Here is an 18,702-nt window from a genome sequence, read left to right on the forward strand (position 1 = left end):
AGGGCGGAAGAACCGTCCGGCGGCCCGCGCCCGGTCAGCTCCGGCGGGCGGCCTCCAGCTCCCGCTTGAGGCTGCGCAGGGTCCGGTCGATGTTGCCGACCTGGAACTCGGCGAACGTCCGGCCGCCGGTGACCACCCGGTCGAAGGCGGCGGCGACGGCGTCGGGCCAGGCCCGCCGGTCGTCGGTCCACGTCTCCGTCACCCGCGTACCGGTCCCCTGCGGAGCGAAGCGGTACTCCCAGGTGGCGATCGGGCCACGCAGGCGCGGCCGCCGTACCCCGATGGCGTGCACCCGGAACGCGAACCGGCGCCCGGGGTCGGCCGCGGTGACCGTGCACCGGGTCACCCACCGGAACGCCCCGCGCTTGTTGCGTCCGACGAAACTGCTGCCCGTCGTCGCGGGCCCGTCCGGCGTGCCCGGTGCCGTCCCGAGGTTCTCCGGGCTCCACCGGCCCATGTCGCCGGGGCGGGACACCGCCGCGTAGGCCGCGTCGGGCGGGACGTCGACGAGGATGCTGCGGGTCACGGTGAGAACGCGGGGCACGGCGGCACCTTCCGGGGACGGCAGAGCTACTGGCAAGTAGCCTCATGGTACGGCGGCCGGTGCGGACGGCCGACCGGACCGGTGTCGGCCCCCTTCAAGTGGCCGGCCGGGTAGGTCAAGATGCAGACATGACAGAGGGTTCTCTTTCCAGACTTCCGCGCGAGAACATCCAACTGCCGGACGGTTCCGTACTGCGACGGCGTTCCCTGGTCTCCGACGACGCGTTCATCGACGCGGTCGCCGCCGATGTCGAGCACCTCGGTGAGTGGCTTCGCTGGGCCCAGCACCCGCCCACCCGGGAGGAGACCGAGGGGTTCCGCGCCGCACAGGACGCGGACTGGGACGCCGGCCGGTCGTTCGTCTACGTGCTGACCCCGCCGGACCGTCTCGACCAGGTGATCGGCGGAGGCGCGATGTTCCCGAACGGCGAGGACGGCGTCCTGGAGATCGGCTACTGGGTCTGTTCCCCGGCCACCGGCCGCGGGCTCGCCACCCGGGCAGCGGCCGCGCTGACCGAGGAGGGCCTCGGGCTCCCCGGCGTCAAGGCCATGGAGATCCACTGCGACCGGGCCAACGTCCGGAGCGCCGAGATCCCGCCCCGGATCGGCTACCGGCTGCTCCGCGTAGAACCGGACGAGCCGCAGACCGCGGCCGAGGCCGGGCAGAGCATGGTCTGGCGCCGAGACGGCGCCGGACCACACTCCCTGCTTCAGGCGCCCTGACTGTTGCTGTCGCCGGTGGTTTCCTTCTTGTCCAGCGGGCGTATCTCGATCTTCTGCGCCATGTCGCGTCCTTCCGTTGAAGATGGGGTGACGGTGGTGCGTGACGGTGATGCTGGTGGTGATAGTCGTGATGCGTGGTGCTGGACGTGCTCATGCCAGAATTCGGGTAGGCGTCGCACTTGTCAACGACTGGTCGGCGGCTGATCCCGGGCCCCTTCGCGTTCGAAGCGGTCGATCCTCTCCCGCATGCGATGAACCGTGTCAGCCCGGGCATGTGGGCCGCGCGCGTGGAAGACGTCCCGTTCAAGCTCCGGAAAAATGGTGGTCCGGTACGTCACGGGGGCGCGGATCCAACTGCTGTCCCGGCAGCTGGACGGGAGGCGGGAAGACGAAGGCGAAGACGAAGACGATCCGGTCGTACGGGGCGCCACCCGGATCGTTCGTTGCGACGACCTGGACGAGGCCGCTGAAGTCGACGACGCCCGCGCGCCAGGCGGGCGCGCCGCAAGGCCCCGTCACGCCCCCTTCTCCTGGAGCGACCCGCGGGCACGGCCGTGCTGCCGGCCGCCCCGGACCGGCCCAGGGTGGAGAACGGACGAGTGCCGCCGACTCTTGACGCTGGGTCCGAGGGCTCCGCATACTGACGGCCAAATCGATTTGGCCAAATCGATTTGGCTCTCCGTCCAGGGCCGGATCGCGGCTGAGAATCCGAACGTGCCCGTATGCCCGAACGGAGCCCGAAACGTGTCCAGTCCCCGTCAGAACCGTCCCCCGGCCGGTCCGGTGCCGACCACCGGTCCTGCCCCGCAGAGTGCCGACTCCCACGCCACACGGACCGTCCGCCCGGACGGGAACCCCCGCTCCGAGGGCGACAGCCCGAACGACACCCTGTCTCCGGCCGACGCCGGCCCCCCGCCCCCGGCCACAGATGCCGACAGCCGGGCCGGGGTGCACCCCGTGGACGAGGCGCGTCCGCTCGGCCGGATTCTGCTCTTCGGCATCCAGCACGTCCTCGTCATGGCCGCGACCCCGATCTCGGCGATCTTCCTGATGAGCGCCACCCTCGGGCTCGACACCGGTCTCACCGTGGACCTGCTCTCGGCGGCCTTCGTGCTGTCCGGCGTCGGATCCCTCGTCCAGTCGCTCGGCATCTGGAAGTTCGGACCCCGGCTGCCGTTCGTGATGCTGCCGGGCGGGGCCCCGCTCATCCTCTTCCTCGCCATCGCCGAGCAGCACGGCCTGCGCACCGCCACCGGCGCGGTGATCCTGACGGCGGTGTTCACCTTCGTCGTCCTGCCCCTCTTCTCCCGGCTCCTCGCGTACTTCCCCGCCCTCGTCATCGGCACCATGATCGTCATCGTCGGCGTCAACCTGGTGAAGGTCGGTGCCGTGCTCGTCACCGGCCAGCCCGGCTCGCCCGGCTTCGCCGACCCCGGCAATCTGGGCCTCGGCATGGCCACGATCGGCTTCACCGTCGCCTTCTACCTGTTCTTCACCGGCGTCCTGAGGCAACTCGCCGTGATGCTCGGCCTGCTGGCAGGCGCAGCGCTCGCGGCCGCGACCGGCGCGATCGACGGGGCGGGCGCCGATGCGATGGGCGGCGGCCTGGTGAACCTGCCGCACCTGATGCCCTTCGGCTCACCCCAGTTCAACCTCGTCGCCGCGCTGCCCCTGATGCTCTACACCCTTGCCTCCATGGCCGAGGCCACCGGTCAGACCGTCATCAACGCCGAGGCCGTCGGCAAGCGGATCGACACTCGCACCGACGTGCCCAAGACCGTCCGCGGCGACGCCCTCACCTCACTCTTCGGCGGCTTCTTCGGCCTGCCGCTCATGGTCACCAGCGGCGAGAACATCGGCATCGTCCGCGTCACCGGCGTGCGCAGCCGCTTCGTCACCGCCGCGGCCGGCGCCGTACTCATCGCCATCGGCATCCTCGCCCCCGTCACCCGCGCGATCAGCGTGATCCCCACCGCGGTCGTCGGCGGCACCGCCATGGTCGTCTTCGGCGTCATCACCGTGCTCGGCGTCCAGATGCTCGGCCGGTCCGACCTCGACAAGCACACCAGCACGTTCGTCTGCGCCGTCGCCCTCGCCCTCGGGCTGCTGCCCATCCTCGTACCCGGCGTGTACGGGGGCTTCCCGCCCAACGTCCGCATCCTCATCGAAAGCGGCGTGGCCGTCGGCACGTTCACCGCCGCCGTCCTCAACATCCTCTTCCACCACGTCAGGCCCGGCATCGTCGCCCGCCTGACCACACCGCGCACAGGAAGCGACCGATGAACCGACCCGACCGTGACGCCCTCGCCCACCCCGGCCCGCTCCTGCTCGTACCGGGCTCGGTGCTGTTGCCCGAAGGCCCCGTCGACCAGTGGGCGATCGTGGTCGACGACGGCCGCTTCGCCGCCGTGGGACCGGCGGACGAACTGGCCCGCACCCACCCGGACCTGGACGCCGTCCGGCTCCCCGGCCATCTGCTGATGCCCGGCTTCGTCGACACCCACCACCACCTCACCCAGAGCTTCGGCGCCGCACTCGCCTTCGGGGAGCCCTCCGAGATCTTCCGCCGGGTCTGGGTACCGCTGGAGGGCGCGCTGGACGAGGAGGCGGCCTATACGGCGGCCAAGTTGGCGGCGCTCGAGGCACTGCGCGGCGGCTTCACCACCGTCGCCGACGCCGGCACCCGCGCCGACGTCGACGTGGACGTGGTCGCCTCGGCCGCGCGGGACGCCGGGATACGCTGCGTGCTCGGGCTGATCTGCAACGACGCGGACGGCACGGGCGGCGCGGACGGCACGGGCGGCCCCGGAGACCCGGCCGTCCTGGAGAACGCGGAGAAGCACCTCGCCCGCTACACCGGCGACCCCCTCGTGCACCCCTCTCTGGCCGTGTCGATCCCCGAGGCGGCCACCGAGCACACCCTGCGCGCAACGGCCCGCATGGCCGCGGAAGCGGGTACCGTCGTCCAGATACACGTCAACGAACACCTCGCCGCCGTGGAACGCTCCCTGATACGGCACGGACTGCGGCCCCTCGAACACCTGCACCGCGTCGGCGCGCTGGGCCCCCAGTTGCTCGCCGCGCACGCCACGCTCCTCACCCCGCGCGAGCTGACCCTGCTCGCCGACACGGGAACCGCCGTCAGCTACAACCCCGTCGCCAGTGCCTGGAAGGGCAACGCGGTCGCGCCCGCCACGGCCATGGCCGAGCGCGGCGTGCGCTTCGGCATCGGCACCGACGGCACCCGCGGTGACGGCTTCCGGCTCGCCGACGCCGCCGAGTTCGCCCAGCGGCTCGCGTACGGGCTGGCGACCGGCGACTCGTCGTGCGGCGCCGGCTGGACCTGGCTGGAGCGCGGCGCCCGCGGGGGAGCGGACGCCGTCGGCCTCGGCGCCCTCACCGGCACCGTGGAACGGGGAAAGGCGGCGGACTTCCTCCTCGTCGACGTCGACACCCCGGAACTGGCCCTCTCGTGGGACCTGCCGTGGGAACTCGTCCGGCGCGGCAACCGGGACCAGATCACCGCCGTGTTCGTCGCCGGACACCTGCGGATGTGGCAGGGTCGGCCCACCGGCTGGGACGGGCCCGCGCTGGTGAGCCGGGCGGCCGAACTGGCCCGCGCCGCCGTCGCCAGGGCCGACGTCACCCGGGTGCATCCCACGTCGACGGCGGCCCGGGCGCGGCACGAGGACCGGAAGGAGAGTGCACGGCGTTGAGCGCGCAGATGCTGGCGGTTCTCGCCGCGGCGGTGGCAGTCGCCGCGTTCGTCCAGGGCAGCAGCGGACTCGGCTTCGCGCTGATCGTCGCACCCGTCGCCGGGTTCATCGACCCCGGCCTGGTCCCCGTGTTCGTCCTGGCGTCGATGATCCCGCTCAACCTGTACGTCGCCTGGCGTGAACGGGCGTCGCTCGACCTGCGCGGCGCCGGCTGGATCACCGGGGCGAGACTCGCCGCCACGCCGGCCGGGCTGGCCCTGCTCTGGCTGATCCCGGAACGCAGTCTCGGCCTGTTCGTGGGCGTCGCCACGGTGCTCGCGGCGGTGGTCAGCCTGACGGCGCCCACGTTCGCGCCGGGGCGGGCGGCGTACGTCGGCGCGGGCGCGGTCACCGGACTGACGGAGACGGCGACCGGCGTGGGCGGCCCGCCGCTCGCGCTGGTCTACCAGCACCGGCCCCCTGCCGAACTGCGCTCGACGGTCGCCGCCTGCTTCCTCGTCGGCGAGGTCGCCTCCCTGCTCCTGCTCTTCGCGACGGGGAAGGCCGCACCCGCCGAACTGGGCCAGGCCGCCCTGCTCCTCCCGGCGATCGCCGTCGGCGCCTGGCTCAGCCGCTTGGTGCACCACCGCCTGGACGCCCGCAGGATGCGCCTGTTCGTCCTGGTCTTCGCACTGGTCTCGGGACTCGTGCTGATGCTGGGGGTGTGAGGTCCTGCGGCCTGGGCCTCTCCGACCGGGGCAGGTGCCCGGTCCGGGTCAGGTTGTCGGTCCGGGTCGGCCCCCCCCGGTCCGGGTCGGCCTCCCGGTCCGGGTCGGCCTCCTGATCCGGGGCAGGCCCGCGGACCGGTTCAGGCCTCCGCACCGAGTCAGGCCCCCGATCCGTGACAGCTTGCCGTCCCGGTTCAGCCCCTGATCCGGGGCAGGCCCGCGGACCGGTTCAGGCCTCCGCACCGAGCCAGGCTCCCGGTCCGTGACAGCTTGCCGGACCGGGCCAGGCCACCTGATCCGGGACAGGCCCCGGACCGGTTCGGGCCACCTGATCCGGACAGGTCCGCGGACCGGTTCAGGTCTCCGCCCCCGAGTCATCCCCCGCACCGGGTCAGGCTGCTGTCCCCGGGTCAGGCTCCGGTCGCCCGTGTCGACGACGCGCGGGCGATCACCCGTGGCGGCGGGGGTACCGTCACCGACGCGGTGGCCGTGTCCCCGCGGAGCCGGGCCAGGAGCAGCTCCACCGCGTCGGACGCGGCACGGTCCAGGTGCAGGTCGACCGCCGTCAGCGGCGGCTCGCAGGTGCGGGCACGCAGGCCGTCGTAGCGGGTGACGACCATGACGTCGTCCGGTACGGTCCGCCCGCTGTCCCGGATCGCCCGGACCGCGCCCACCGCGAAGGCATCGACGAGCGCACAGACCGCGTCGGTCGCCGGGTGTTCGGCGAGCAGGGCGGCACAGGCGTCGTACCCGGCCTGCTCGCCACCCGACTCCACGACGCGCGCCACGACCGGATCCCAGCCGTACCGGTCGGTGGCCCGCTCGTAAGCGGTGAGCGCGTCGACGGACGAGTGCCGGGAACCGGAGCCCACGATCAGCGCCGGCCGCTCCGCCCCCTGTTCTCGCAAGTGATCGAGCAGCAGCTCCGCCACCAGGCCGCCGCGCAGATCGACGTATGGGACGTCCTCGTCGGGCGAGACGGGCCGGCCGAGTGCCACATACGGCAGCCCGCGTTCGCGCAACTGGGCTGCCGCCGCGTCGTCCACCTCCGGCTCGACCACGATGGCTCCGTCGATGTCCACGGAGTACAGCGCGGAACCCGACTGCACGGGCGGTACGAGCACGAGGGCGTAGTCGTGCAGGAGGGCGCTCTCGGCGGCGGCCGCCGCGACCTCCATGTAGAACCCGAGCCGCGAGGGCCCGCCCGCCACCGCGAACGGCATGGAAGAGGCCAGCGCGATGGCCTTCGCCTGCCCCCGCCGCAGGCGCTGGGCCCGCAGGTTGGGACGGTAGCCGAGCTCCGCCGCGGCCTGCCGGACACGCTCCCGGGTGCGGGGATCGACCTTGCCCAGTCCGTTCAGGGCGTGCGACACGGTCGTGCGCGATACACCGGCGAGACGTGCGACGTCGGCGATCGTGGGCGGCCTCGGACCGGGTGCGGAAGTGGCCATCTGCGCGAAAACTCCTCACCGACGTGGACGGTGGACGTGACCATCTTCGCCGACGGGCGGCGCACGGGTGCCATCGAGTATCCGTCGGTGCCCCGTGCTGAGGTCCTTGCGCAGCTGGGCGCCCATGGGGGTCAGTTCGACGCGGCGGCTGTTGCGCACGAAGAGGCGCCCGCCAGGAAGATCTCGACGTCTCGTGGTTCCACCGATAACCCCAGGCCTATCCGATCACGCGAAACCGGCGATTGTCCGTGCCTTCGCTCCACGGCATCCTGAGGTACGGGTCGGCCCCGGGGAAGAGCAGTGGCTCGGCCGACAGTCTTCGTGGCCGCCTTGACCGCCTGCGAGGCCGCACGTGTGAACCACGGTGAGAAGAAGGCGGTTGACGGCGAGTGAAGCAAGATCGGGGACGGGGGGATCTTTCGTGCGCAGGGCGAGGTCAGCCACGGGCGTGATCTGTGTTGCGGCAGCGGGAACGATGGTGCTCGCGGGGTGCTCCGGAGGATCGTCGGACGACGGGGGCGGTACACGTCCGGTGCGGGAGGAGGCCTCGGCCGCTCCTGCTTCCGCGTACGTAGCTGCGGGAGTACTTGCCCTCCAGGTCCGCGTCGATGTCGAGCACGACGATGCGGGATCGGAGTGAGCCCAGTACGACGGGGCCGACCGTCGGCGACGGTCGTACGCACAGCGTCCCGGTGCCGCGACCGTACTCGTCGGTGACGACCCCGCCAGTGCCGTCGCACGTGTCGCCGAACGCCGTGCCGTCCGCGAAGCCGGGGCGCTCGACCTCCGCCGCCGCCCGCCTCGGCGCCCCCCCCAGGAGCGAGGTGGCCGCCGTCAGTGACGAACTGGCCTCCGCCCTCGATGTCTCCGGCATCCTGCGCCGGCCGCCCTCCCGGGACCGTCGTCCGGCGGCATCTAAGGCTGCGCGGCCTGCACGGCCGATTCGTACTGCGCTGTAGACAGCCTCGCGGCCGGTGAACAACCGTGCCCAGTACGACGGGGCCGACCGTCGGCGACGGTCGTACCGCTGCGGCCCTGCCCGCAGGACACGGCCAACGACGCGCAGAACGATGCCCGCCTGGCTCGCTGCGCCCGCCCCCAGGTGCGTTCCGGGCCGTGTCGACGGCCACTGATTGTCACACAATCCTGATCTCTCTCGGCGTTGGCCGACGTTCTTTGTGCAGGATTTCCTTGCGTGCATCTTGCTGAGGTGGGTCACAGGGGTTACGTTCCACTCAGATCTTGTCGGACAATCTCGATGACTTCACCGAACCGAGGCTGTCCGCAGGCGAGTTCGGTCCCGTGCGGTTCCGCGTGCCGTCAACAGGCCTCGTGGTGATCGACCGCACCTGCACACCCCATCCACCGCACAGACGATGCGCCAGGCCGCTCCCTCGCACGAGGCGTGGCCGAGGAGACGAAGATGTCGACCAACAAGCGCGCTCCACAAGCGGAAGCCCTCCGCTTCGAGGACGTGACCCTGGAGTTCCCCGGCAGCCATCGACCCGCCATTCGGGACGTGTCGTTCCAGATCGAACGTGGCACGTCCGTCGCAGTGATCGGCCCCAGCGGCTGTGGGAAGAGCACCCTGCTCAACCTGGCCGCCGGCCTGCTCAAGCCGTCCAAGGGCCGGGTGTACTTCGGCGGCGAAGAGGTCACCGCCGTCAACTCGGACGCCGCGTACGTGACCCAGCAGACGGATCTGCTGCCCTGGCTGACCGTCAAGGCCAACATCGGCCTGGCTCTGAAGTTCCGCAAGGTGCCGAAGGCGGAGCGGGAGGAACGCATCGCCCACTGGATCGGCGTCGTGGGCCTCACCGGGTTCGAGGACCACTACCCGCGTGAGCTGTCCGGAGGCATGCGCAAACGCTGTGCGATCGCCCGCGCGCTCATCTACGAGCCCTCCATCGTGCTGATGGACGAGCCCTTCGGGCCGCTGGACGCCATCACCCGGCTGGGGCTCCAGCAGGAACTGCTCAACCTCTGGGAGGAGCAGCAGGGCACGCTGGTCTTCGTCACGCACGACCTCAACGAGGCCATCTACCTGGCCGACCAGGTCGTCGTCATGTCGGAGGGGCCGGGCACCGTCCGGCGCGTCCTCCCCATCCCCTTCGGGCGGCCGCGCACCATCGGCTCCCTCATCGAGTCGCACGAGTTCTCAGAGCTCTACAACGACCTGTGGAGCCTGTTCAAGTCGGACGTGAAGGCGTTCGACGCCGCATAGCGATGCGCGAAACGAGGTTCAACCCTTGATATCCCTTGCGGAACTGATCGACGTACCGAGCCCGCCGGACCGGGTCTGGGAGGTCGTCTCCGACCCCTCCGCCGTCGTCTCGTGTGTCGGGGGCGCGGAGCTGGGTGAGTCCCACGACGACGGCTCCTTCGACGCGCTCCTGGTCGTCAGGTTCGGCGGCATCCGGGTCAAGTTCGCCGCCCGGGTCACACTGGAGCTGGACGAGGCCGAGCGGGAGGGCCGGCTCACCGCACGGGGCCGGGACGGCCAGGGAGCGACCCGGTTCCACGGGACCGCCGTCTTCGCCGTGACCGAGGACCCGGCGACGGGCGGCTCACAGGTTTCGATGAACGGTGAGGTCAACCTCTCCGGCAAGCTCGCGCCCCTCATCGAGTCGGGTGCCGGTGTCGTGGTGAAGAAGATGACCCGGGAGTTCTCGGAGGCATTCACCCAGCTCTGCGCCGAACCCGTCCACGCCGAACCCGTCCACGCCGAACCCGTCCACGCCGGTTCCGTCCACGCCGGACCCGTCCACACCGAAACCGCGGCCCCTGTGGCCGACGAAACCGTCCTGGTCGCACCGGCTCGCCCGGGGCTCTGGCGGCGGATCCGTGAGCGGCTGGCCCGTCTGTTCGGCCGCGGGCGTTCCCTACCGCCGCCCTCCCGCCCGGACCGGTCCCCGTCCACCGCCTCGACCGCACCCTCCCGAGGAGGCCGTCCGTGACAGCCCAGCGGCTCAACAAGGTCATCCGCCGCCTCGCGGCCGGCGAGCACGTCTTCGCGTCCTTCTCGCCGGCCGAACCCGCCGCGGCGATCGACTTCTCCACCACCTCCTACGACGCTCTCGTCTTCGAGATGGAGCACAAGCCGTGGGACGCCGTCGCCCTGCGCGACACCTTCCAGTACCTGCTGAACCGGCGCCAGATCCGCACCTCCGACGAGCCGGGGCCGGCACTCACCCCGATCGTGCGCATCCCCGCCAACGGGGCCGAGCGGGCCCAGTGGCACGCCAAGCAGGTCCTCGACCTCGGCGCCTTCGGTGTCGTCTGGCCGCACATCTCCACCGTCGAGGAGGCGCGCAACGCGGTCGCGGCGTGCCGCTACCCCTCCCTGGCCGGCGACCCGCGGTACGAACCGGCCGGGCTGCGCGGCGACAGCCCGGGGACGGCGGCCCGCTACTGGGGTCTGACCAATCAGGAGTACTACACCCGCAGCGACGTGTGGCCGCTCGACCCGGACGGGGAGATCCTCGTCGCCCTCATGATCGAGGACCAGCGGGGCATCGAGAACCTGCCGCGCATGCTCGACGAGGTACCGGGCATCGGTCTCGTCGTCATCGGCGAGGGCGACATGAGCCAGGAGCTCGGCATCCCTCGCCAGTACGACCACCCGCGCATGGCCGAGTGCAAGCGCCGTGTCCTGGACGCGTGTCATGCCCGGGGCGTTCCCGTGGGCCACCCGCACGTCACAGCCGACAACGTCAAGCAGGTCCTCGACGACGGCTACCGCTTCCTGATGACCGCGCCGGTGCGTACGTACCCGGGCCTCGACCTGGGGCATTCCCTCACCGGCCGCGCCTGAGACCGGCCTTCTCCTCCCACCCCCTGCTGAACACCTCCGGAGTCCCCGTGCTCATCGACTGTCATGGTCATTTCACCACTGCTCCTCCCGCCCTCGGTCAATGGCGGGAGAAACAGATCCGCGCCTTCGAGGAATCGGGCACACATCTCTCGCCCGACGAACTCCACATCGACGACGACGCCATCAGGACCGCCATCGAGAAGGGCCAGCTCAAGCTCCAGGACGAGCGCGGCGTCGACGTGGCACTGTTCTCCCCGGGCGCGGGCAAGATGGCCCACCACTACGGCGACGAGCGGACCAGCCTCGACTGGTCCCGGGTCAGCAACGACCTGATCGCCCGGGTCTGCGGCCTCTTCCCCAACCGCTTCGTGGGCGTCTGCCAGCTTCCCCAGTCGCCCGGCGAGGCCCTCGCCTCCTCCGTCCGCGCCAGCGCCGCGGAACTGGAGCGCTGCGTGAGCGAACTCGGCTTCGTCGGCTGCCTCCTCAACCCCGACCCCTCCGACGGCTACTGGCAGGCGCCGCCGCTCACCGACAAGGTGTACTACCCGCTCTACGAGAAGATGGTGGAGCTGGACGTCCCCGCGATGCTCCACGTGGCGATGTCGCGCAACCCCGCCCTGCAGGGCACCTGCGCCCACTACCTGGCCGGCGACACCGCCGTCTTCATGCAGCTGTGCACGTCGGACCTGTTCAAGGACTTCCCGACGCTGAAGGTCATCATCCCGCACGGCGGCGGGGCCGTCCCCTACCACTGGGGCCGCTACCGGGGCGTCATGCAGGACCAGGGCCGGCCCCCGCTCGAGGAGCTGGTGCTGCGCAACGTCTTCTTCGACACCTGCGTGTACCACCGGCGAGGTATGGAGCTGCTGACGGACATCGTCCCCGCGCAGAACATCCTGTTCGCCTCCGAGATGATCGGCGCCGTCCGCGGCATCGACCCCGAGACGGGCCACCGCTTCGACGACACCAAGCACCTCCTCGACTCCGTCGGCACACTCACCGACGACGACCGCCGGCTCATCGAGGCCGAGAACGCCCTGCGCGTCTTCCCCCGGCTGCGGAACGTCCTGGACCACTCCGAGAACAACGAGGCGGGTGCCAAGTGAAGGTCTACGAAGCCATGGCCGAGGCGTTCCTCCGAGAAGGCACGCGGGACGTCTTCGGCATGATGGGCGACGCCAACATGCACTGGATGAACGCCCTCGCCGAACGGGGCGTGAACCTGTACGAGGTGCGGCACGAAGGATCCGGCCTCGGCATGGCCGACGGCTGGGCGCGAGCGGCCGGGCAGCCCGGCGTGATCACCACGACCAGCGGGCCCGGGGTCTCGCAGCTCGCCACCTCGATGATCGTCGCGGCGCGGGCCCGCACCCCGCTGGTCGCCTTCTGCGGAGAGACCGCCTGGGGCGACAAGGCCGCCGCCCAGTACCTCGACCAGGCACGTTTCGCCGCCGCGATCGAGTGTGCCTTCATCCACCTGGACCGCGCCGACCAGGCCGAGGACGTCGTCCAGCGGGCCTTCCACCTCGCCCGCACCGAGTCCCGCCCGGTGATGCTCAGCGCGCCGATGGACATCCAGCTGCACGAGTACTCCGACGGCGACGACGCCCTGCCCTACGTACCCTCCACCGAACTGATCGACCACCAGCGTCCGTTGCCGGACCCGGACCGTATCGCCCGCGCCGCCGACATCGTGCAGGCGAGCAAGCGCGCCGTGATCGTCGTGGGCCGCGGAGCGCGCCGGGCCGGGGCCGCCGACCAGATCCTGAGCCTGCAGGAGCGCACCGGCGCCCTCGTCGCCACCACGCTCCAGGCCAAGAACTGGCTGCGCGACCGCACCGACCACCACGTCGGCATCGCCGGCCTGTTCGGCAACCGGACCGCGATGGAACTGCTCCAGGAGGCCGACTGCGTGATCGCCGTCGGCGCCAGCCTCAACCACTACACCACCGAGCACGGCTACCTCTTCCCCGAGGCGAAGTACGTACAGATCGACACCGCCGAACACCTGGTCATGGGCAACGGCGCCGCGGCCGACTGCTACCTGCGGGCCGACGCCGTCACCGCCCTCACCGCGCTGGAGCGGGAGCTGGGCCGGCGCAACGTCCACGTCGAGGGTTTCCACACCGCGGACGTACGCAACCGCCTGACCGCACCGCTCATCGACCCTGACGAGTACGTCCGGGAACCCGGCCGGATCGACCCGCGCGAGGCGATCGCCGTCCTCGACGCCGAACTGCCCGGCGAGATCGACCTGGTGCTGGGCAGCGGCCACCAGACGGACTTCGGCACCATGCTGTTCCAGCGCTCGCGCGAGATCGTCTCCAACTACGGCATGTTCGGTGCCATCGGCCAGGCCCCCCTCATCACCATCGGCAAGATCGTCGCGGACGGCGGACGGCCTTCCTTCGTGGTCGAGGGCGACGCCAGTTTCCTGATGCACCTGCCCGAGTTCGAGACCGCCTGCCGCTACGGACTGCCGCTGCTGGTCGTCGTCATGAACGACGAGGGGCTCGGCGCCGAGTACCACAAGTCGGCGGCCAAGGACCTCGATCCGGAGCTCGCCGTGATCCCGACGCCCGAGCTGGGACCCGTCGCGGTGACACTCGGCGGCTCCGGCGCGACCGTCCGCACCGTCGAGGAACTCCGCGAGGCCCTCGCCGACTACGTCCGCGATCCCCGCCCGACCGTCATCGACGTACGCATCACCCGCAGCGTGCTCAGTCCGCCCTACCGCCGCCTCTGGTACGGCGAGGACGTGTGAGGGGGACGGACATGACGAAGCTCGACGTCCTTCTCGGGGACTACCCGCACACCCGCCCGCTCAAGGACGGCACGGTCCCGGTCGACGGGGTGGAATGCCGCTTCCGGACGGCCAAGCCGCTGTACTCCGCCTTCCCGCGGATGGTCCGCGACCTCGCGTTCGACGTCTGCGAGATGCCCGTCGCCACGTTCCTCCAGGCGCGCGAGGCCGGGGTGCCCGTCACACTGCTCCCGGTCGTCCTGATCGGCGCCGCCCACCACGGCTCGCTCACCCGGCTGCCCGACTCGCCGGAGCTCGACCCGCGGCGGCTGGCCGGCAAACGGATCGGCGTCCGCTCGTACGGCCAGACCACCGGCCTGTGGGTGCGTGGCATCCTGCGCGAGGACTACGGCGTCCACGCCTCCGAGATCACCTGGGTCACCACCGAGGAAGCGCACGTCGCGTCGTACCGCGACCCCACGAACGTCGAGCGGTGGGCGAGCGGGAGCGTCGCCGAGCTGCTCCGCGCCGGTGATGTGGACGCGGCGGTGCTGGGCCCGCGCGCGATCGGCACGCAGGGCACCCCTCTCGTTCCGGTGATCAAGGACGCGGAGGCCGCGGGCCGGGCCTGGTGCGAGCGGCACGGCACCGTGCCCGCCAACCATCTGCTCGTGGTCCGCGACGACGTCCTGAAGACCGAACGCGACGCGGTCACCGCCCTGTACCGGGCCCTCGCGCAGACGATCGCGGACACGGCGGCGCAACGCGACCCGGCGACACCGGCCGGCCGCGCGGTCGCCGCCGGTTGGAGCGACGCCCTGGTCAACTGCCTCCACATCGCGGCCCGATACGCGCTGGAGCAACAGGTGGTGCGCACCCCGGTCGACCTCGTCGGCATCGAGAGGGACATGGCGTTCCTCGCCGACTGAGCCGACCGACCCGTCGCGCACACGAGAAGCACACGAGCAGCAACGAGAAGCACACGAGAAGCACACGAGAACAAGAGAGGAGGCAGTGATGGGACTGCGCAACCGCGGTGCCGCCCCCACCCGCGAACCGGCCGAGTGGACGCCGGAGCTGCTCGCCAAGGTCGAATGGCGCCGCAAGGCGGCCGACGAACCCTTCCGCGGGCTGGCCACGTCCGACGGCGTGCGCGAGGGACTGTTCCCGCTGACGGGGACAGGTGTCGACACCACCGGCATCCGTCGGGCGACCGAGGCATACCTGGCTCAGCTCAGCCCGAAGGAACTGTCCGAGGCGCGCTTCCCCATGGACGACGTGACCTGGCGGCACTGGGCCAACGGGGCGCGCTACTTCCTGCGCCACGGCCTGTGTCTCGAGGACCTCGACGACACCAAACGACACCTGGCCCTGGACCTCGTCCGCACGAGCCTCAGCAAGGCCGGCTACCAGCAGGTCATCGATCTGATGCGCCTGAACCTGACCATCGGCGAGCTGCGCGGCGAGACCGAGATGCTCAACGAGTGGATCTACTGGTTCAGCGTCTATGGCGACCCCGACGGTGACGGGCCCTTCGGCTGGCAGCTGGACGGACACCACGTGAACGTCAACTGCGCGATCGTCGGCGACCACATGGTCCTCACACCGACCTTCCTCGGAGCCGAACCGGTCGTCGACGTGTCCGGGAAGTACGCGGGAACGACCGCCTTCCGGCTCGAGGAGGCAATGGCGGCGGAGCTGTTCGCCGGCCTGTCCGCACCGCAGCGGGAACGGGCGGTGATCGCCGACAGGCTGCCCGAGGAGCTGTTCGTCGGCGCCTTCCGCGACAACTTCGAACTGAACTACGAGGGGATCCGGCTCGCGGACCTGACCACCGACCAGCGCCGTGCGGCACGGGAGTTGATCGGTCTCTACACCGGCCGTGCCAACCCCGGGCACGCCGCCGTGCGCATGGACGAGGTCCTCGCACACGAGGGCGACACGCACTTCGCGTGGGCCGGCGACCCGGACGGCGTCTTCTACTACCGCGTCCACAGCCCCGTGATCCTCATCGAGTTCGAGCACATGGCCGGGGTGATGTTCGACAACGACGTGCCCAGCCGGCGCCACATCCACACCGTGGTGCGCACCCCCAACGGCAACGACTACGGCGTCGACCTGCTGCGTCAGCACCACGAACGCCACCACTCCAGGAGGAAGCAGTCATGAAGGTGGTTCTGGGCCGCGACGATCTCGCGGCGGCGGCCGAAGCGGCCGTCAAGGACAGCGGGGAGCAGTTCGAACGCCTCGCCGTCCGGCCGGTCCACAAGGCCTCGCGCGGGTTCGTCGACGGCAACGGGCCCGACGTGTGTGAACTCGCCATCGTCACCCTGCTCCAGGCGGTCGCCCAGGACCGGCCCGTCCTGCTGCTTCCCGTCACCGCGCTCGGCCGCGACCAGCACCAGACCCTCGTGACCCTGGGCCGGCTGACCGTGGAGGACGTCGAGGGACGCAGCGTCGGGGTCCGCGCCTGGAGCCAGACCACGGGCGTGTGGGTACGCGGCTTCCTCACCGAGCAGTACGGCGTCGACCTGCGCAAGGTCGACTGGCGGACCTACGAGGGCGCGCACGTCGACGGCTACGAGGACCCCTCCTGGGTCACCCGCGCTCCCGAAGGCTCCAAGCTGCCGGCCGACTTCCTCGACGGGCGCGTCGACTTCGGGATCATGGGCAACGAGCTGCCCGCCGACGACCGCGTGCGCACCGCCATCGCCGACGCGCGCAGGGTGGCCGCCGAGTGGTCGGCGGCCACCGGATTCACCCCCGTCAACCACGTCCTGGGCATCACCGATGCCGCCGCCCGCGAGAACCGGGCCGCGGTCCTGGCCGCCTACGACGCGATGCGCAAGGCGGCGGCCGCGGCTCCGACCGCCGCCATCGACCCCTCCGGGTTCGAGGGGCTGCGCGGCCCGGTCACCCGCGCCGCCGCCTATGCCCTGGAGCAGGAGGTCATCGCCCGCCCCGTCGACTACGACGAGCTGGTCGAGCGGACCTGCGCGGCCCTCGGCGTCCCCGCCTCCCGCCTCGGCGGCTGACCCGGACACCACCGGCACCGCCGTTCTTCCCCCGAACACCATCGCGCTCCGCGGAGCGCAACAGAAAGGCAGGAGATGCAGAAGCTCTCGACCGCCCTCGGCGACTACCCGCACGTGCGGGCCGTGTTGGACAACACCGCCGCCGTGCCCGGTCACCGCGTCGAGGAAGTACAGGTCAGGCCGGTGATCGGCGCCTACCGGCGCATGATCCGCGACCTCGAGTACGACGTGTGCGAACTCGCCCCGGTGTCCTACCTGATGGCCCGCCAGGCCGGTGTCGCGCTCACCGCGATCCCCGTGTTCCTCAACCGCCGGTTCCACCACGGCGACGTCCAGTGCGGCCCCCACTCCGGCATCAGGGTCCCCCGCGACCTCGAGGGCCGCCGGGTGGGCGTGCGCGCCTATTCGGTGAGCACCGGAGTGTGGGCGCGTGGCGTCCTCACCGAGGAGTACGGCGTCGACATCGACAAGATCACCTGGGTCGTGGACGACGACGACCACGTCGAGGGCCGCGTACCGTCCAACGTGGAGCGGGTCACCGACGGCCGCTCACTCGGCGAGCTGCTGCGCGCCGGTGAGATCGACGCCGCGTTCACCGGCAACGCGGGCACCGGCCGCGCGGGAGCTCCGCGCAGTGGCTGGACCGCGACGCCCGAGCCGCAGCCGGCCGACGGCGGCGCCCCGTACCCGCTGTTCCCCGAGGCCGACATCCTCGCGTCGGACCACTACCTGCGCACCGGCGTCTACCCGCTTCACTCGGTGATCGCACTGCGCAGCGACCTGGTCGCCCGCGACCCCTCGCTGCCCACCGCGCTGTACGCGGCGTTCACCGAGGCCAAGCGGCAGCACCTGGCCGAGGACCCGGACTGGACGGAGCTGCCGCGGTTCGCCCGCCAGGCCGACCAGACCGGCGGCGACCCGGTGCCCTACGGCGTGGCCGCCAACGAGCCGAGCCTGGCCGCCCTCGTGCGCTACTCGCGGGACCAGGGCCTGCTGGACGCGGACTTCTCCGACGACACGCGCGCGCTGTTCGCCGACGGCGACTACCCCGACGCCTGACAGGAGCCAGGACCATGGACATCATCGACACGCACTGCCACGTCATAGCGGAGGACCGGGAGCAGTATCCCTGGTCGCCCATCGGCGGCAAGGCATCCGCCTGGGCCACCTCCCGCCCGGTCACCACCGAGGACATGGCCGCCCGCATGGACGAGGCGGGCATCCTGCAGTCCGTCCTCGTCCAGGCCACGACCGCCTACGGCTACAACAACTCCTACGTCCGCGACAGCGCCGCCGCCCACCCGGAGCGCTTCCTCGCCGTCGGCACCTTCGACCCGCTCGCCGCCGCGGCTCCGGAGCGCCTCGCACTGGCCCTCCAGGGACAGGGTCTCGCCGGAGTGCGACTGTTCACCAGCGGCAGCACCGTGCCCACCCAGGGGGAGTGGTTCGCGGCGCCCGAGACCTACCCGTTCTGGCGCGCCGCCGCCGAGCTGGACGTCACCGTCTGTCTCCAGCTGCGGCTGGGCGCGGCCACCGGGCAGCTCGTGGACGTACTCGAACGCTTCCCCACCGTCCGGGTGCTCCTGGACCACATCGGCTACCCCGACATCGCGGCAGGACCGGCCCGCGCGGGCAAGGAGGTCGCCGAGCTGGCCGGCCACCCGGGTCTGCACCTGAAGCTCACCCACCGCAACCTCGAACCGCTGCACGCGGTGGGGGAGGAGGCCATCGAGTTCCTCACGCCCGTGGTCGAGTCGTTCGGTGCCGGGCGTATCGCCTGGGGGTCGAACCTGCCGGCGGCCGAGCAGTCGCTGCCGGAACTCGTCGACCTGGCGCGCACGGTGCTGGCACCGCTGCCCGCGGCGGCGCGGCAGGAGATCTTCGCGGGCACCGCCCGGCGCCTGTACTCGTCACTGGGCCGGCTCGGGAGCTGACCCGCCATGTGCTCGGTCAGGGTTCCCGCCTCGGTT

17 protein-coding genes are annotated in these 18,702 nt (G+C 71.4%); 14 read left to right on the plus strand and 3 right to left on the minus strand.

The window, feature by feature from the left end; all coding sequences use genetic code 11:
- Positions 1-34: 34 nt before the first annotated feature.
- The gene (locus tag ABS735_RS12945; protein ID WP_373905918.1) at positions 35-544 is read right to left on the minus strand and encodes an SRPBCC family protein; all 510 of its coding nucleotides are present in this window, start codon (positions 542-544) and stop codon (positions 35-37) included.
- A 128-nt stretch (positions 545-672) separates the two neighbouring features.
- On the opposite strand from ABS735_RS12945, the gene ABS735_RS12950 reads away from it, so the two are divergent.
- Positions 673-1,266: a GNAT family N-acetyltransferase gene (locus ABS735_RS12950; RefSeq protein WP_373905917.1), complete on the plus strand. Its 594-nt coding sequence runs from the start codon at positions 673-675 to the stop codon at positions 1,264-1,266.
- 303 nt (positions 1,267-1,569) lie between these two features.
- Here the strand turns inward: ABS735_RS12950 and ABS735_RS12955 are convergent, their stop codons facing one another.
- Positions 1,570-1,785 carry a hypothetical protein gene (locus ABS735_RS12955; RefSeq protein WP_373905916.1) on the minus strand — a complete coding sequence of 72 codons (216 nt, stop codon included), beginning with the start codon at positions 1,783-1,785 and terminating at the stop codon, positions 1,570-1,572.
- 429 nt (positions 1,786-2,214) lie between these two features.
- On the opposite strand from ABS735_RS12955, the gene ABS735_RS12960 reads away from it, so the two are divergent.
- From ABS735_RS12960 to ABS735_RS12970, 3 genes are read left to right on the plus strand one after another with little or no spacing between them, the layout of a single operon-like run.
- A complete protein-coding gene (locus ABS735_RS12960) occupies positions 2,215-3,549 on the plus strand; it encodes a uracil-xanthine permease family protein (RefSeq protein WP_373906215.1) in 1,335 nt (444 codons plus the stop codon).
- Complete coding sequence (locus ABS735_RS12965) at positions 3,546-4,982, plus strand: amidohydrolase family protein (protein WP_373905915.1); 1,437 nt, start codon at positions 3,546-3,548, stop codon at positions 4,980-4,982. The genes ABS735_RS12960 and ABS735_RS12965 overlap by 4 nt, the downstream gene beginning before the upstream one ends.
- A complete protein-coding gene (locus ABS735_RS12970) occupies positions 4,979-5,689 on the plus strand; it encodes a TSUP family transporter (RefSeq protein WP_373905914.1) in 711 nt (236 codons plus the stop codon). The genes ABS735_RS12965 and ABS735_RS12970 overlap by 4 nt, the downstream gene beginning before the upstream one ends.
- 410 nt (positions 5,690-6,099) lie before the next feature.
- On the opposite strand, the gene ABS735_RS12975 is transcribed toward ABS735_RS12970, so the two are convergent.
- Positions 6,100-7,140 (minus strand): LacI family DNA-binding transcriptional regulator, encoded by a 1,041-nt coding sequence (locus tag ABS735_RS12975; protein WP_373905913.1) that lies wholly within the window; start codon positions 7,138-7,140, stop codon positions 6,100-6,102.
- Between the two features lie 1,423 nt (positions 7,141-8,563).
- Here ABS735_RS12975 and ABS735_RS12980 point away from each other — a divergent pair.
- From ABS735_RS12980 to ABS735_RS13025, 10 genes are all read left to right on the plus strand, one after another.
- The gene (locus ABS735_RS12980) at positions 8,564-9,364 is read left to right on the plus strand and encodes an ABC transporter ATP-binding protein (RefSeq protein ID WP_373905912.1); all 801 of its coding nucleotides are present in this window, start codon (positions 8,564-8,566) and stop codon (positions 9,362-9,364) included.
- Between the two features lie 25 nt (positions 9,365-9,389).
- Entirely contained in the window at positions 9,390-10,097 is a 708-nt protein-coding gene (locus ABS735_RS12985) for an SRPBCC domain-containing protein (protein WP_373905911.1), read from the plus strand.
- The gene (locus tag ABS735_RS12990; protein ID WP_373905910.1) at positions 10,094-10,954 is read left to right on the plus strand and encodes an HpcH/HpaI aldolase family protein; all 861 of its coding nucleotides are present in this window, start codon (positions 10,094-10,096) and stop codon (positions 10,952-10,954) included. The genes ABS735_RS12985 and ABS735_RS12990 overlap by 4 nt, the downstream gene beginning before the upstream one ends.
- Positions 10,955-11,001: 47 nt before the next feature.
- The gene (locus ABS735_RS12995; protein WP_373905909.1) at positions 11,002-12,060 is read left to right on the plus strand and encodes an amidohydrolase family protein; all 1,059 of its coding nucleotides are present in this window, start codon (positions 11,002-11,004) and stop codon (positions 12,058-12,060) included.
- Positions 12,057-13,718, plus strand: coding sequence for a thiamine pyrophosphate-binding protein (locus tag ABS735_RS13000; RefSeq protein WP_373905908.1), 1,662 nt, complete (start codon positions 12,057-12,059; stop codon positions 13,716-13,718). Before ABS735_RS12995 ends, ABS735_RS13000 begins: the two co-directional genes overlap by 4 nt.
- Before the next feature lie 11 nt (positions 13,719-13,729).
- Positions 13,730-14,626, plus strand: a complete 897-nt coding sequence (locus tag ABS735_RS13005) for a substrate-binding domain-containing protein (protein WP_373905907.1) — start codon at positions 13,730-13,732, stop codon at positions 14,624-14,626.
- A gap of 88 nt (positions 14,627-14,714) precedes the next feature.
- Positions 14,715-15,866: a DUF3500 domain-containing protein gene (locus tag ABS735_RS13010; RefSeq protein ID WP_373905906.1), complete on the plus strand. Its 1,152-nt coding sequence runs from the start codon at positions 14,715-14,717 to the stop codon at positions 15,864-15,866.
- On the plus strand, positions 15,863-16,732 hold the full coding sequence (locus ABS735_RS13015) for a hypothetical protein (protein ID WP_373905905.1): 870 nt from the start codon (positions 15,863-15,865) through the stop codon (positions 16,730-16,732). Before ABS735_RS13010 ends, ABS735_RS13015 begins: the two co-directional genes overlap by 4 nt.
- Before the next feature lie 75 nt (positions 16,733-16,807).
- Positions 16,808-17,791, plus strand: coding sequence for a substrate-binding domain-containing protein (locus ABS735_RS13020; RefSeq protein WP_373905904.1), 984 nt, complete (start codon positions 16,808-16,810; stop codon positions 17,789-17,791).
- Between the two features lie 14 nt (positions 17,792-17,805).
- The gene (locus tag ABS735_RS13025; RefSeq protein ID WP_373905903.1) at positions 17,806-18,666 is read left to right on the plus strand and encodes an amidohydrolase family protein; all 861 of its coding nucleotides are present in this window, start codon (positions 17,806-17,808) and stop codon (positions 18,664-18,666) included.
- The last annotated feature ends 36 nt before the right edge of the window (positions 18,667-18,702 follow it).

It is taken from the genome of Streptomyces sp. MMCC 100 (assembly GCF_041538145.2).
Lineage (GTDB): Bacteria > Actinomycetota > Actinomycetes > Streptomycetales > Streptomycetaceae > Streptomyces.